The sequence below is a fragment of the Stenotrophomonas maltophilia genome, assembly GCF_004920835.1.
Taxonomy (GTDB): Bacteria; Pseudomonadota; Gammaproteobacteria; order Xanthomonadales; family Xanthomonadaceae; genus Stenotrophomonas; species Stenotrophomonas maltophilia_AQ.
This window is the reverse complement of the sequence record NZ_QFHO01000009.1, coordinates 87,294-102,002: the sequence shown is the minus strand read 5'-3', so window position 1 is coordinate 102,002 and position 14,709 is coordinate 87,294. Positions and strand designations below refer to the sequence as shown.

General features: G+C 67.3%; 16 protein-coding genes. 2 read left to right on the top strand and 14 right to left on the bottom strand.

From position 1 onward, the window contains the following. Positions 1–240: a hypothetical protein gene (locus tag DI041_RS08915; RefSeq protein ID WP_012510442.1), complete on the bottom strand. Its 240-nt coding sequence runs from the start codon at positions 238–240 to the stop codon at positions 1–3. A gap of 62 nt (positions 241–302) precedes the next feature. Between DI041_RS08915 and DI041_RS08910 the strand changes: the two genes are divergently transcribed. Further along, entirely contained in the window at positions 303–1,775 is a 1,473-nt protein-coding gene (locus DI041_RS08910) for an MATE family efflux transporter (protein WP_046983268.1), read from the top strand. Between the two features lie 97 nt (positions 1,776–1,872). Here the strand turns inward: DI041_RS08910 and DI041_RS08905 are convergent, their stop codons facing one another. The 10 genes from DI041_RS08905 to ffh all read right to left on the bottom strand — a co-directional run bounded on the left by DI041_RS08905 (position 1,873) and on the right by ffh (position 8,946). Continuing rightward, positions 1,873–2,280 carry a DUF1801 domain-containing protein gene (locus DI041_RS08905; RefSeq protein ID WP_136638323.1) on the bottom strand — a complete coding sequence of 136 codons (408 nt, stop codon included), beginning with the start codon at positions 2,278–2,280 and terminating at the stop codon, positions 1,873–1,875. A 38-nt stretch (positions 2,281–2,318) separates the two neighbouring features. Further along, on the bottom strand, positions 2,319–2,753 hold the full coding sequence (locus tag DI041_RS08900) for a DUF1801 domain-containing protein (RefSeq protein ID WP_136638324.1): 435 nt from the start codon (positions 2,751–2,753) through the stop codon (positions 2,319–2,321). Between the two features lie 79 nt (positions 2,754–2,832). Next, complete coding sequence (locus DI041_RS08895; RefSeq protein WP_012510438.1) at positions 2,833–3,213, bottom strand: DUF6404 family protein; 381 nt, start codon at positions 3,211–3,213, stop codon at positions 2,833–2,835. Between the two features lie 82 nt (positions 3,214–3,295). Beyond that, positions 3,296–3,697: a 50S ribosomal protein L19 gene (gene rplS, locus DI041_RS08890; RefSeq protein ID WP_004149090.1), complete on the bottom strand. Its 402-nt coding sequence runs from the start codon at positions 3,695–3,697 to the stop codon at positions 3,296–3,298. Between the two features lie 154 nt (positions 3,698–3,851). Next, positions 3,852–4,610 carry a tRNA (guanosine(37)-N1)-methyltransferase TrmD gene (gene trmD / locus DI041_RS08885; protein WP_136638325.1) on the bottom strand — a complete coding sequence of 253 codons (759 nt, stop codon included), beginning with the start codon at positions 4,608–4,610 and terminating at the stop codon, positions 3,852–3,854. An 8-nt stretch (positions 4,611–4,618) separates the two neighbouring features. Continuing rightward, positions 4,619–5,131 (bottom strand): ribosome maturation factor RimM, encoded by a 513-nt coding sequence (gene rimM, locus DI041_RS08880; protein ID WP_004149035.1) that lies wholly within the window; start codon positions 5,129–5,131, stop codon positions 4,619–4,621. 44 nt (positions 5,132–5,175) lie between these two features. Beyond that, the gene (gene rpsP, locus DI041_RS08875) at positions 5,176–5,436 is read right to left on the bottom strand and encodes a 30S ribosomal protein S16 (protein WP_004149033.1); all 261 of its coding nucleotides are present in this window, start codon (positions 5,434–5,436) and stop codon (positions 5,176–5,178) included. Between the two features lie 102 nt (positions 5,437–5,538). Then, positions 5,539–6,351 carry an aminotransferase class IV family protein gene (locus tag DI041_RS08870; protein WP_136638326.1) on the bottom strand — a complete coding sequence of 271 codons (813 nt, stop codon included), beginning with the start codon at positions 6,349–6,351 and terminating at the stop codon, positions 5,539–5,541. Beyond that, complete coding sequence (locus DI041_RS08865; RefSeq protein WP_136638327.1) at positions 6,348–7,424, bottom strand: NAD(P)H-dependent flavin oxidoreductase; 1,077 nt, start codon at positions 7,422–7,424, stop codon at positions 6,348–6,350. The genes DI041_RS08870 and DI041_RS08865 overlap by 4 nt, the downstream gene beginning before the upstream one ends. A gap of 145 nt (positions 7,425–7,569) precedes the next feature. After that, complete coding sequence (gene ffh, locus DI041_RS08860) at positions 7,570–8,946, bottom strand: signal recognition particle protein (protein ID WP_004149025.1); 1,377 nt, start codon at positions 8,944–8,946, stop codon at positions 7,570–7,572. Positions 8,947–9,068: 122 nt separating this feature from the next. On the opposite strand from ffh, the gene DI041_RS08855 reads away from it, so the two are divergent. Further along, positions 9,069–9,863: a cytochrome C assembly family protein gene (locus DI041_RS08855; RefSeq protein ID WP_136638328.1), complete on the top strand. Its 795-nt coding sequence runs from the start codon at positions 9,069–9,071 to the stop codon at positions 9,861–9,863. A 71-nt stretch (positions 9,864–9,934) separates the two neighbouring features. On the opposite strand, the gene DI041_RS08850 is transcribed toward DI041_RS08855, so the two are convergent. The 3 genes from DI041_RS08850 to DI041_RS08840 form a co-directional block, all read right to left on the bottom strand. Next, positions 9,935–10,399, bottom strand: coding sequence for a YqhG/Tai3 family protein (locus DI041_RS08850; RefSeq protein ID WP_136638329.1), 465 nt, complete (start codon positions 10,397–10,399; stop codon positions 9,935–9,937). Between the two features lie 92 nt (positions 10,400–10,491). Then, the gene (locus tag DI041_RS08845; protein ID WP_136638330.1) at positions 10,492–12,798 is read right to left on the bottom strand and encodes a tetratricopeptide repeat protein; all 2,307 of its coding nucleotides are present in this window, start codon (positions 12,796–12,798) and stop codon (positions 10,492–10,494) included. A gap of 47 nt (positions 12,799–12,845) precedes the next feature. Then, the gene (locus DI041_RS08840; protein ID WP_136638331.1) at positions 12,846–14,702 is read right to left on the bottom strand and encodes an ATP-binding protein; all 1,857 of its coding nucleotides are present in this window, start codon (positions 14,700–14,702) and stop codon (positions 12,846–12,848) included. Positions 14,703–14,709: the final 7 nt, after the last annotated feature.

Below are 14,709 nucleotides of genomic sequence, written 5' to 3'. Positions count from 1 at the left end.
CTACTCCGGTGGCTTGTTCAGAGGGCGCGGATGGTCGGGGTCGGTGCGGCAGCCGCTGCCCCCGATCAACGTGGGTACACCGGCGGACAGGTCCTGCCGCTGGCTGCCGACCAGGCACTCGGGACGGTCGGTCGGCCGCACCTGGGTATCGCCCAGCCGGTCACCTGTCGAACATGCGGCCAGTACAACGCCGATCAAGGCCAACGCCATGCTCCGCTTCACCCGCAGTCGTTGATGCATTGCCACATCCCGCAAACCGGCTTGGTGCTAGTGTGCGCCTCCCGGGATTCGATCACCACTCCATGGCCAAAGCGCCGCTTGACCTGACCTCCGGCCCGATCGGCCGCAATCTCCTGCTGTTCTCCCTGCCGATCCTGGCCGGCAACATCGCGCAGTCGCTGAACGGTTCGGTGAATGCGGTATGGGTGGGGCGCTTCCTCGGCGAGGCGGCACTGACCGCCACCGCGAACGCCAACAACATCATGTTCTTCCTGATCGGCTCGGTGTTCGGCTTCGGCATGGCCTCGACCATCCTGATCGGCCAGGCCATCGGTGCGCGCGACATCGCGCAGGCGCGGCGCGTGGTCGGTACCAGCGCCACCTTCTTCATCGGCCTGTCGGTGATCATCGCCATCGCCGGCTGGTTCATGGCGCATCCGCTGCTGGCAGCGATGGGCACGCCGGCTGCCTCGCTGCCGCTGGCCGAGGCTTACCTGCAGATCATCTTCCTGGCGATGCCGACGCTGTACGCGTTCGCCTTCCTCACCGCCGCGCTGCGCGGTGCCGGTGATTCACGCACGCCGTTCCGTTTCCTGATGGTGTCGGTGGCGCTGGACATCGTGCTGAATCCGGTGCTGATCTTCGGCATGGGACCATTCCCCGCGCTGGGTATCGCCGGATCGGCCTGGGCCACGCTGGTCGCGCAGACGCTGTCGCTGGCCGGCCTGCTGCTGTACATGCGGCACAAGCGCCACACGTTGTGGCTGGGCCGTGCCGACATGCGCCTGCTCAAGCTCGACCTGACCATCCTCAAGGCGCTGGTGATCAAGGGCGTCCCGATGGGCCTGCAGATGGTGCTGATCTCACTATCGGTGATCCTGTTGATGACCATGGTCAACCAGTACGGCACCGACACCGGGGCCGGTTACGGCGCCGCGCTGCAATTGTGGAACTACCTGCAGATGCCCGCGATGGCAATCGGTGCGGCGTGCTCGACGATGGCCGCGCAGAACGTCGGCGCACAGCGCTGGGACCGCGTGCGCGGCACCGCGCGGCAGGGCGTGCTGTTCAACTTCCTGCTGACCGGCGCGCTGATCCTGCCGCTGGTGCTGTTCGATCGGCAGCTGCTGGCGCTGTTCCTGCCGCCGGCCAGCGAGGCGCTGGACATCGCCCGCCACCTCAACCATGTGGTGATCGGTTCGTTCCTGTTCTTCGGCGTCAGCTTCGTGATCTCCGGCGTGGTGCGCTCCACCGGCGCGGTGATTCCGCCGCTGCTGATCCTGGCCGGCTCGCTGTGGGGCGTGCGCGTACCGTTCGCCGAGCTGCTGCAGCCGTACTGGGGCGCCGATGCGATCTGGTGGAGCTTCCCGGTCAGCTCGCTGGTGTCGATGCTGCTGTCGCTGGCGTATTACCGCTGGGGTGGCTGGCGCAAGGCCACGATGATCGGCAAGCCGTCGCATGCCGAAGAACTGGCCACGCCGTCGGAGATCCCGGCCTGCCCACCCTCGCCGGTGGCCGACCCGGATGCCGCACTGGAGTCAGCGCCGCCACGTTAGTACTGACCGCCGGTGATTACCACGGTAGTGCCGGCCGCTGGCCGGCAGCTTCATGCCTCTCCGGAAGCATCGCGCAACAGCCGGCCAGCGGCCGGCTCTACCGCTTCTTTTTCGCCGCGTTGAACTTAGCCGCTTCGCGCAGCAGCGCCTTCAACGCTGCGGCATCGGGCATCGCGCCTTCATGGATGTCGATCGCACGTCGCCTGTTGCCTTCCAGGCTGGCATTGAACAGGCCTTTCGGGTCGGCCAGCGCCGCACCATGGGCGAAGGTCAGCTTCACCGCCTGTTTGTAGGTTTCGCCAGTGCACAGGATGCCGTCGTGCTCCCACACCGGCGTGCCGCGCCACTTCCAGGTTTCCTGCACGTCGGGCAGCGCTTCATGGATCAACGCGCGCACGCGCGTCAGCGTTTCGCCACGCCAGTCGCCCAGCTCGGCGATGCGTGCATCGATCAGTTCGGCAGCCGGGGTTCCGGCATCATCAGGGTTCGGCGCGTGCGTGGCCATCAGCGGTTCTCGTCGGCAAGCAGATCGGAACGGTGGGCTTACATGCGCTCGCCGGGCAATGCCGCGGCCTGGCGCACCCAGTCAAGGAATTGGGCTTCATCCAGCACGCCGTCCTGTGCAATGTGCAGGTAGCGCGTGTCTGCGCTCCTGGACGGCTCGGGCGGTATCGGCTTCAGTGCGGCGCCCCGGAAAAATGCCACCTTGATGTAGCGGGTGAAGCAATGGAAGCTGAGGAACCAGCCCTCGCCCTTGGCAACCGCATACATCGGCGAATTCCACTTCACCGCCTTGTGCACGCCGGGCACGGCCTGCTCGATCAGCGCATCCAACCGCGCGCCGAGCGGTCGCTTCCAGTCCGGCATCGCCGCGATATAGGCCTGCACCGTAGCATCGCCCTCGCCCTTGGCGATCTGCGGGTTACCACCGGACAGCAGCTTGGGCGCGGTGGAGGGTGCGGTTCGCTTGGCAGGCATCGCACGGCACGTCCATCAGGATGAAGCGGCAGCCTAGCGCGACGGGTGCCTGTCGGTCATGGCGCGGTGCGCCATCGGCTCAGTCCGCCTGACGGGCCAGGAACTGCCGCCAGTCCGGTAGCTTGCGGTGGCGTCGCAGCGAGCGCATCAGGGCCGCCATCACGATACCGAACAGGGCACCGGCCAACAGACCGGCCAACAACAGCAGCACCAGCGGGCGCTCGCTGCCCTGCCACAACATCAGCCACATCAGTCCGGTCCAGAACAGCCCGAACAGCAGGCCCTGCACCAGTGCGTTGGTGGCGAAGCCGGCCAGGATCGGCGGCGGCAGTGCGATGCCCATGCGCCACAACAACCGGTGCAGCAACGGTGCCGACTGCACGCGCGCCAGCCCCTTGCCGTCAAGGAAGCGCAACGCCGACTGGATCACGGCGGGATAGCGTGGGTTGATCTCGTTCATCGCCTGATCGTGGCCGATGCGATGCCGGAAACGCAAACGGCCACCCGAAGGTGGCCGTCGCGGCAACAACCGAAGTTGTTTATCAGGCCTTTTCGGCCAGACGGGCAGCCTTGGCGGCAGCAGCGGCAGCCAGGTCTTCCTTGATGCGGGCAGCCTTGCCTTCCAGGCCACGCAGGTAGTACAGCTTGCCGGCGCGGACCTTACCACGACGCTTCACTTCGACCGAGTCGATGATGGCGCTGTGGGTCTGGAAGACGCGCTCGACGCCGTAGCCGTGCGAGATCTTGCGGACGGTGAACGAGGAGTTCAGGCCGCCGTTCTTGGTCGCGATGACAACGCCTTCATAGGCCTGCACGCGCTCGCGGGCACCTTCCTTCACCTTCACGTTGACGACAACGGTGTCGCCCTGGCTGAACTTCGGCAGTTCGCGGGTGATCTGGGCGGATTCGAATTCCGCGACGATGGACTTGTTCAGCTTGCTCATGGGTTACACCGATTCTTGTTCGGGTGGGCGTGTCGTTTCGACAACGTAGGCTGATGCAGTCACTGGACTGTGCTGCACGTTTGTTGTGGGTACTGCGCGCGCCGGCCGAAGCTGGCGGTAATTGCCCATGATAGCCGAAAAAGCCAGCCCTGCGCTAGGGGCTGGCCTTCTGTTTCCGGGCTTGGCGGGCCTGGTCAAGGAGTTTTCGGTCGGCCTTGCCCAGTACCTGTTCATCCAGCAGGTCCGGGCGCCGCTGCGCGGTCCGGACCAGCGACTGCTGGCGGCGCCAGGCGGCGATGGCCGCATGGTTGCCCGAGCGCAGCACCTCCGGCACGTCACCCAGCGGATGCTGGGCCGGCTGGCTGTAATGCGGGCAGTCGAGCAGGCCCAGGTCACCTTCGAAGCTGTCCTGGGCGGCCGATTCAGCATCGTTCAGGGCACCGTCCTGCAGACGGGCCACGGCGTCGATGATCACCGCCGCGCCCAGCTCACCGCCGGACAGCACGTAATCGCCAAGGGAAATCTCCTCGTCGACATTGGCTTCCAGGAAGCGCTCGTCGATGCCCTCGTAGCGGCCGCAGAGCAGGACCATGCGCGGCAACGCCGCCAGTTCCCGCACTTTGGCCTGGGTCAACGGCGCACCCTGCGGGCTGAGATGGATCACCCGCGCCGGGGTCGGATCAGCATCGCGGATCGCCTGCAGGCAGGCCTGCAGCGGCTCGATCAGCATCACCATGCCCGGGCCACCGCCGAACGGACGGTCGTCCACCCGGCGGTAGTTGCCTTCAGCGTAATCACGGGGGTTCCAGCCGTGCAGGCTGAACAGGCCCTTCTCCTGCGCACGCCCGACCACGCCCAATCCGGCGGACTGGGCGAGGAACTCGGGGAACAGGGTGATGACGTCGAAACGCATGCTCACACTCAGAACTCGGGGTCCCAGTCGACCACGACCAGGTTGGCCTCGAAGTCGACCGACTTGACGAACTCCGGCAACACGAACGGAATCATCCGCTCACGATCGCCGCGCACGACCACCACATCGTTGGCGCCGGTGCTGAACAGGTGCGAGACCTGGCCCAGGGCAACGCCCTCGGTGGTCTTCACATCCAGGCCTTCAAGGTCGACCCAGTAATACTCATCGGCATTCGGCGGTGGCAGTGCACTGCGGGCCACGTAGACCTCGGTGCCATGCATCGCCTCGACCGTATCGCGATCTTCGATGCCCGGAAAACGGGCCACCAGATGCTTGCCGCTGTCGCGGCCACGGGCGCCTTCAAGCGTCGATTCCTGCCCGTTGGGGCTGCGCAGGATCCACGGCTGGTAACGGAAAATAGCGGAACGCGGCTCGGTCCAGGACTCGAGCTTTATTTCGCCGCGCACACCAAAAGCGCCGACAATCCTGCCCAGCAGGATGCGGCGCTCGTTATCTTTCATCTGCGTTCAACCAGACGGGCCGCGCCAGGCGCGGCCCTTCGGGATCAGGCCGCAGCGGCCTGGGACTTGGCCGCTTCCTTGATCAGGTTGCGGACCTTTTCAGTCGGCTGGGCGCCGTTCTTGACCCAATGGTCAACACGGGCCAGATCCAGCTCGATGCGCTTCTCGCCACCCTGTGCAACCGGGTTGTAGAAGCCGACGCGCTCGATGTTGCGGCCATCACGGGCGCTGCGAACGTCGGTCACGATGATGTGGTAGAACGGACGCTTCTTGGCGCCGCCGCGGGTCAGTCGAATCTTGACCATGGTCTTTTTTTTCCTATTGCCCAGTCGCCAGGATGGCGCGGTAAGCCGGCGATTATAGCGGCAGTGTCGGCCGGAGCCAACCCCGGGGTTGGCCAGCCGGGGTCAGATCCCTTTTGCAGGGGACAAGGGATCTGACCCCAATCCCCGCCAGGGCACCGCCGCCAGCACCGCCCTGCCCTGTTCCGCCAGCGCCTGCGAACCCGGCAGGGCATGCCCGTCGATGGCGTCCAGCGCCCACAGGCCGCTGGCGTTGCAGGCGAAGGCCGCCTTCACACCCCCCAGTTCAGCCAGCGCCAGCGGTCGCGTGGCCTGTGGGCCGGGCCAGTGCTGCTTCAGCAAGGCCTCGGCGGTACCGCGCAGGGCTGGCGCCTGCGGCCAGAGCAGCCGCTCACCATCGTGCAAGGCCAGGTTCCAGGTGCTGCCTTCACCCATTTCGCCATCGGCGGTCACGAACAGCACATCGTCGAAACCGTCAGCCATTGCCGCGCGGCGCTCGGCGAACAGGCCGAAGGTGCCGACATGCTTGATGTGCGGCAGTTCGCGCTGCCAGGCCACGCTGCACACACGCTTGGGTGCGGCCAGCGTCACCGGCGAGGACACCGCCACCAGTACGTCCACCGGTACCACCGCCAGCGGATTGCGGAAATCGAAGTGGCGCGAGTACACCGTCACCCGCAGCGAGGCATCAGCCAGCCCAGCCAGCTGCAGGGCCTGCGCCATCCAGGCCTGCAGCTGCACCACAACCAGTTCGCTGCCGAACAGTTCACGGGTAGCGTGCGACAACCGCGCCAGATGCAGGTCCAGTCCCTGCACCGCCCCACCCCGCACCTGCAGCGAGGTGAAGTGGCCGTAGTTGACCAGCGCTGGCAGCAGATCCTCGACCTGTGCTGGCCGGCCGTTGCAGGTCACCGTCATTTCAGCAATGCCTGCGCCTGGCTCCACATGTCGTGCAGCACTTCGGCGGCCGGTCGTGCCGGCGCCATCCATGCCGATTGCCCGGCCCAGGCCTGCATTGCGGCCAACCGGTTTTCCTGCGCTGCCTGCTTGCGCATCGGCGCGGTCAGGCCGCGCTGCACCGGGTACGGGCGCGGCGCCGGCGCACCTTCGGCGGCGGCAGCGCGCACGTAGGCCGTGGCAAGGCCGCGACCCAGGCGGCCACTGAAAGCACGGGTCGGCCAGGTGTCTTCTGGTTCGCTGGCCGCCAATCCATCGGCCCACGCCGAAGCGATCGCCGCTTCGGGCGTGCGCAGGAATGCAGTGCCGATCTGCACCGCGCTGGCACCCAGGGTGAGCGCGGCGGCAATGCCACGGCCATCGGCAATGCCACCGGCGGCGATCACCGGAATCTGCAGGTGGTCGGCCAGGCGTGGCAGCAGCGCGAACAGTCCAACCAGCTGACGCTCGGCCATCGCCGGATCAAATGAACCGCGATGACCACCGGCCTCCACGCCCTGCGCCACCACCGCGTCGGCGCCAGCATCCTGTGCAGCACGCGCTTCAGACAGCGTGGTCGCGCAGGCAATCCAGGCAATGCCCGCATCCTTCAGTTGCTGCACGTGGCGCGGCGAAAGCACGCCCATGATGGTCGAGGCCACCTCCGGGCAGGCGGCCAGCAGCGCTGCGAACTGTTCTTCGAAACCGGCGGGCGTGGCGTCGGCAGCACTGGCCGGTACATCCGGTCCCCATTGCGCGAGGAAAGCACGACTGGCTGCCTCGGCGGCGACGTCACGGGTCGCTGCCGGGTCCGGCAACCACAGGTTCACCTGCGCCGGGCCGGTGGAGACGGCGCGGAAGTCATCCATCCAGCGGCCGATATCGACTGGCGACGACAACACCGCGCCCATCGCGCCCATGCTGCCGGCATTGGCCAGCGCGGCCGACAACGGCACCGGGCAGGCACCGGCCATCGGTGCCAGCAGGATCGGAACGGAAACGTCGAAGCGCTGGCAGAACGCCTCGGCGCGGGAAGCAACAGCGGACATCTGCATGGCGGCCCATCGTTTCGGACAGGCCTCCATGGTGCGCGCAGGACGGGGGTAGAGTCGAGCTTGCTCGACTGTTTGATGCGGCGCCTCGGCGCCGCCGCCCGAGCATGGGCTCGGGCGCTACATCAGAGTGCGGACGGGGCCCGCATCAACGGAACGGCATGCCGCGGCCGCCCATGGCACCCATCATGCCCTTCATGCTTCGCATCATGCCCTTCATGCCGCCGCCGGCCATCTTGCTCATCATCTTTTCCATCTGCATGTACTGCTTCATGAGCTTGTTGACGTCAGCCGGGGTCACGCCCGAGCCCTTGGCGATGCGCGCGCGGCGCGAGCCATTGAGCAGGTTCGGGTTGCGCCGCTCCTTCTTGGTCATCGAGCTGATGATGGCGATCATGCGCGGCACTTCCTTGCCCTGGCTGACCTGCTGCTTCAGGTGGTCGGGGATGTTGCCCAGGCCCGGCAGCTTGTCCATCAGGCCGCCGATGCCGCCCATGTTCTGCATCTGCTCAAGCTGGTCACGCATGTCGTTCAGGTCGAACTTCTTGCCCTTGGCGACCTTCTCGGCCAGCTTGGCGGCCTTGTCCTTGTCGACCTGCTGCTCGACCTGCTCGACCAGCGACAGCACGTCGCCCATGTCGAGGATGCGGCTGGCGATACGGTCCGGATGGAACACGTCCAGGCCTTCCGGCTTTTCGCTGACACCGACGAACTTGATCGGCTTGCCGGTGATGTAGCGCACGCTCAGCGCGGCACCGCCACGCGCGTCACCGTCGGTCTTGGTCAGCACCACGCCGGTCAGCGGCAGCGCATCGCCGAAGGCCTTGGCGGTGTTGGCCGCGTCCTGACCGGTCATGGCATCGACCACGAACAGCGTTTCGGCCGGGTTGACCGCCGCGTGCAGGGCCTTGATCTCGGCCATCATCGCTTCGTCGATGGCCAGGCGGCCGGCGGTATCGACCAGCAGCACGTCGACGAACGACTTGCGCGCATCGTCAATGGCGGCGCGGACGATGGCTTCCGGCTTCTGGTCGGCGCTGGACGGGAAGAACAGCACGCCGACCTGCTCGGCCAGGGTCTTCAGCTGTTCGATCGCGGCCGGACGGTAGACGTCGGCCGAGACCACCATCACCTTCTTTTTGCGCTTTTCCTTCAGGTGCTTGGCCAGCTTGCCCACGGTAGTGGTCTTGCCGGCGCCCTGCAGGCCCGCCATCAGGATGATCGCCGGGGCCGGGACATTCAGGTTCAGGTCGCTGGCTTCGGCGCCCATCACCGCGGTCAGCTCGTCGCGCACGACCTTGATCAGGGCCTGGCCCGGGGTCAGCGACTTCAGCACTTCCTGGCCGACCGCACGCACCTTGATGCGCTCGATCAGGGCCTGCACCACGGGCAGCGCGACGTCGGCTTCGAGCAGCGCGATGCGGACCTCGCGGGTCGCCTCGCGGATGTTCTCTTCGGTCAGGCGGCCGCGGCCACGCAGGCGCTCGATGGTGCCGGAAAGGCGCTGGGTCAGGGACTCGAACATGCGGTACGACCTGTCTGAAAACGGGGGACAATAAGGCACACAGTATAACGGGTCCGCCCTGCCCGCCGGACTGCGACGCTGCGGCCGTCGCCACCACCGCGGGGGTATGCGAAACTGCAACGATGACAATCGTTCTCATCGCCGTCCTGCTCTACCTGGCTGCCAGTGTCCTGCTGGTGCGCGCGCTCGGCCGCGATGAAACCACCGGCTCCCCGGTCTGGCTGTGGCCGGCACTGCCGGCGATGCTGCTGCATGGCGGCTACCACGTGATGGTGGCGATGCGCACCAACGGCGGGCCGGACATGCACTTCTTCGCCGCACTGTCGCTGGTCGGCCTGGGCATGGCCTGGCTGACCTCGCTGGTCGGTGCGCGCGGGCGCATGTCGGCACTGGGCGTGGTGGTGTTCCCGCTGGCCGCGGTACTGCTGCTGGCCTACCACGGCTACGGCCACGAACCGAGCAGGGTGCTGGGCTGGCGCCTGGCCAGCCACGCCTGGCTGGCGCTGCTGGCCTACGCCACGCTGAGCATCGCCGCGCTGCTGGCGATCATGCTGTGGCTGCAGGAGCGCGCCCTGCGTCGCCGCGAGTTCCGCCCGTGGCTGCGGGCGCTGCCGCCGCTGGCCGACCTGGAATCGCTGCTGTTCCGGGTGATCACCGTCGGCTTCGCGCTGCTGACCCTGACCCTGGTCACCGGCGTGCTGTTCGTCGACGACCTGCTGGCGCAGAAGCTGGTGCACAAGACCGTGCTGAGCGTGCTGTCGTGGATCGTATTCGGTGTGCTGCTGATCGGCCGCCGACGCTACGGCTGGCGCGGCATGAAAGCGGTGCACTGGACGCTGGCGGCGATGCTGTTGCTGTTGCTGGCGTTCTTCGGCAGCCAGTTCGTGATCGAACTGGTGTTCGGGCATTCGCGATAAAGGCGTGCCGGCCGCTGGCCGGCAATCGCACATGGAGTAGCTCCACGCCATGCGTGGATGCCGTCGGCAGTTCAGGGCACCGGCTGGGCCAGGATCCTGCGTACCGAACGACCGCTGTTGGTGAGGATGTCGTCCACCTGCCAGCAGCCCTGGCCTTCGCGCACCATCGGCAGGCGGGTCAGGTAGGCCGTATTCCATACCGAATAGCGCATTTCAACCTGGCCCGTAGTGGCCGAGATCTCTTTCCAGCTGTATCGCACCGGGCTGTCGATGTCACCATCCTGGGCGTCCAGCCACGGATCGGAATCGATGGTGCAGATGCCTTCCTCACGCGTCTGGCAGGCGCGCTCGCCACGCAGGGCCTTGACGAAGGCCGGGCTGACCAGCGCCGGCGGCGGTTCCAGCAGATCGCCATTGCCGGTGGTTGCCTCGTAGAAGGCACGGGCCACAGCCACTGGTTCCTGGCAGGCCGGCGCGGCCTGCACGGCGGGGGCCAGCAGCAGCCCGGCGATCACGAACATCCCTGTCTTTCGCATGTATATCTCCTTGAGGTAGTGCCGGCCGCTGGCCGGCAACACAGGATCTCATGGCGTTGCCGGCCAGCGGCCGGCACTGCCCGATATCACGCTTACAACCCGTAACGCTCGATCACGTCCAGGTGCGGCTGGCGATCCTGGTCACAGGCCTCGGCCAGGCGCAGCCAGCAGTGCGGGTGCGGCCACTTCGCGGTCTCCTGCTGCAGGAGGCGGTGCAGCGCCAGCGGCGCATGATCCTGCGGCTGGGCGACGGTGAACAGCACGCCTGGCAGGGTGCCCTCCTCCATGTCCGGATCGGTCACGGTGTAGTCCGCACGGCTGTGCGACCACACCTTCCAGCCCTGCGCCTCGGCGGCTTCGACGAAGGCATTCCACGCGTCTTCGCCCGGGTGCGCGCCGTCGACCAGCCAGCTGCGGGCAAAGCCGCCGCGCTCCAGCACATGCACCTGCGCATAGGTCGGGATGAAATGCTCGCGCGCTTCCTCTTCCTCCGGCGCCGGATGCACCAGCGCAGCGTCGAACACCACCCAGTCGCCCACCTGCTGCGCACGATTGGCCGGCGCGTTCTCGACGATGCGTGCGGTCACCGGGCCACTACGGCGTGCGTAGTACTCCATCGGCTCGCCGTTCTCTTCGCTGCGGATGATCACCCAACCCCACGGCTCCTCGACCACGCCGTCCTGGCTGGACAGCTCCATGCCGATCGCCGCCGCCGAGCGACGCACCGCGTCCCAGTCGCGTGCCGCGCTGGCCGCACTCATGTGGTCCCAGTACGCGGCGCTGGGTTCTTCCAGCAACTCCACCAGCTGCGCATAGCTGGCCTGCGCCTCGCTGAAGCGACCGGTTTCCATGTACATCCGCGCCAGCGTGCCGCGCGCGCCATGCGAGCCCGGCGAGGCCGCCAGCAGCGCCTGCGCGGCCTGCTCCAGCGCCGGCCAGTCCGACACGCGGCGGGCGCGCTGCACCTCGCACCAGTGCGCAAACACCGGCACACTGCCGCGATAGGTATCCGCCAGCAGGCGCAGGCCGTCGTCGTCGCCCTGCTCGGCCAGCCAGCGCATCAGCGTGTAGGCGGCCGGGCCATCATCCTGCGTGTGCGCGCGCACGAAGCGCCACAGCAATGCGCGCGCTTCCGTCTGTGCACCACAGGCGCTCAGCGCGGAGGCGGCCATTTCTGCCAGCGCCTCATCATCTGGCAGCTGCGCCTGTGCCTGCAGCAGCCACTGCGCCTCACGTTCGGGATCGCGCGACTGATTCTGCTCCCCCTGCTCGTTCAGCCAAGCCAGCAGTTCAGCGGCCGGCACCGGCAGCGGTGCGACCTCCGGCAACGCATCGATGCGCGCAGCCAGGCCCGCCACCAGCGCAGCCGCACCGCGGTCCTGGCGCAGCTGCGCCAGATGGCTACGGGCAAGCTCCAGCTGGCGCTGCGCGACCCAGCGCGCGCCACGCTGCAGGGCCAGCTCCAGGCTCAGCGCGGCCACCTCGATCAGCAGGCGGTGCGAGCCGACGCGGGCGAAGTGTTCGATGATGGTATTGAAGCGCGTGCCCAGGTCCCAGGTATTGCGCGTCGGATCACGCTGGCATAGTGCGGCAGCTGTGTTCGCCCACAGCCGCCAGTATGTCGGCGTCAGCTCGCTCCACGGCACCAGCTGCTGCAGCGCCTCTTCGTCGCGGCCCAATTGAGCCAGCGCCCAGGCTTTGGACAAGCGGCGCGGCACCGTACAGTTGGCCGGCTCGTACTCGCCGGACGCGGCCACTTCGGCCTCGCGCTTCTCGATCAGTACCAGCGCTTCTTCGGCGCGGCCCATGCCCAGCAGGATCTTGATCTGCATCTCCGGGAAGCTGTCGAACACTTCCTTGCCGCAGGCTTCGATCGCATCCGACTGCACCTGCAGGTAGTCCAGCGCGTCCTGGCCGCGACCATCGTCAAGCAGTGCATCGGCCTTCTCGCAACTCAGGCACTGGAAGCAGGCCCAGCTCGGGTCGATGCGACCCAGTGTTTCATCGCACACCTCGATACGTTCCGGCACCCAGCCCGGGCCATCGATGTTGCCGTAGCAGGCGGCCAGGTCCTGGGTCACGCAGATCGACTGCGGGCACTCCAGGGTGTCCTCGCGGTGTGCACGCTCGAACAGCGCCACGGCTTCGCCCAGCGCGCTTTCGCCTTCGACGCGGTTGCCGACGCGGTTGCGCAGTGCCCAGTGGCCGACGTAGACGTCGACCCAGGGGTTGTCCAGCGCCTTGCCCAGCGCACGCGCTTCGGGCAGCAGTGCGTCGACGCGGTCGACCTGCAGTTCGCTGACCTCGTCGGCGAGGCGGTTCAGCAGGTGCGCGTTCTGCGCCTGGCCGGCCTGGCGCAGGTCACCCTGCAGTTTTTCGACCCAGTTCCAGATGTCCATGGGGTAAATGCTCCTGTCTAGCGAAGGCTGGATGAGAGGGGGGGTGCTCAGCGCAGCATCTGCTGCAGGGCACCGGCAATATCGGCGAAGGCGCCATTGAGATCCGGGCCCGGCGTGGCAGCCGTGCGGGCCAGCGGACGGCCCTGCGCGGCGACAATGATCTTCAACGAACGCAACAGGCGTGCAGCGGCTTCGGCCTGCGGATGGCCGTCGCGCTGGGCGCGCAGCAGGGCCTGCACCGCCGGGTTGTCGAGATTGAGGTACAGCCGCGACGGCGCACGCGATTCGATGCGCGCGGTGAACTGCCGGGCCAGGCGCAGCGCCGCCATTGAAACGCGCTTGTCGTTCTCGTCGTCTTCCAGGCGCTGCTTCAGCTCGGCCTCGCGGTCGGGCACCACCACCACCGGCAGCGCCTCCGGGCTGAAGCGTGCCGGCAGCAGCTGTTCACCATCGCCCAGCTGCTCGCGCAGCCACGCCAGCTGCGTCTCATCAAGGCTGTCATCGGTACGGAACAGCGCGCGGTTGCCCTGCTCGGTGCCGAGTTCGACCAGACGCAACCCCTTGGCCTGGGCCCAGCGCCGCAGGAACGGCACCACCGCATAGCGATGGCCGTGTGCCACCGGTACGCCCATTGCGCGGAACAGCATTTCCTCGAAGCCGCCGCCGTTGTCGAGGATGACGTGCACCGCGCCACGCGCCGGCAACGCGCTGGCCGGCAGGTCGCCTTGCGAGGTCGGCACGCGCACATGCTCCAGCAGCAGTTCGAACAGGCGGTCATCACACAGCGCCGCGCCCAGCAGTGCCTCGTTGTGGCGGCTCAGCACGCGCCGCCAGGCTTCCGGCTGTTGCCGTGCAACGTCGGCCAGGCCATCGATCAGCGCTTCCAGCAGTGCATGCTGCACGGCGCGGTACTGGTCGTCACGCTGCAGGTCTTCGCGGCTGGCGGTGGGCGTCAGCCGCGAGGATTCAATCACACCGCCAATGAAGCCGGCCCACGGCGGCAGCAGGTCGCGCGCATCGTCGTCCAGCAGCATCCCGCGCACGAACACCGACAGGTTGCGATTGTCGCTGGTGCCGTAGGTGGCACCGTCCTGCACCCATAACATGCCTGTGGCATCGCTGCTGCCGTCCGCGCGCAGCGGCACGGTCACGATGGGCTCGAAATCATGCTCGAAGCGCGCCGCGAACTGCAGCGCCTGGCGCCGCGCCTGCACCGGATGCACGGCGACCTCCCCCTGGCCGCGCCACGGCGGCGGCTCAGGGTTGAGCGCCTCGGCCCCGGCACCGATGAAGATCGGCTCGGACAGCAGCGCGCAGTAGCGGCCCAGCACCTCGTGCAGGCGTGCTTCGTTGGCCAGCGGCAGGAAATCCGGATGCAGCTCCAGCTCCACCTCGGTGCCGACCGCACGCGCCGGCATTTCGCTGACGGTGTACTGCTCGGCGTTGCTGGACACGTACAGGTGCCCCAGCTCCGGCGTCTGGTACGAGGTAGTGCGCACGCTGACCCGGCGCGCCAGCACGAAGGCAGAGAGGAAGCCGAGGCCGAACATGCCGATCAGGCCTTCATCGTCCTCGCCGCCCTGGCGCAGGCCACGGGTGTAGCCAACGCCGACAGTGGCCAGGTAATCATGGATCTCCTGGCGGGTCAGGCCGGCGCCGGTATCGCTGATGCGCAGCACGCCAGCGGCGGCATCGACCTGCACCGAAATGCGCGAGGGCACCTCGACGCCAGGCTGTTCAATGCGACGGCGGATGATCGAGTCGTGCGCGTTCTGCACCAGCTCGCGCAGCGCCACCACCGGGGTGGAATACAGGTGCTTGCCCAGCACCGTCATCAGTCCATTGAGATCGACCCCGGCGCGACGAATTTCGGCGTTGGGGGCGGTGAGTGCGGTGTCCTGCATGTAATCG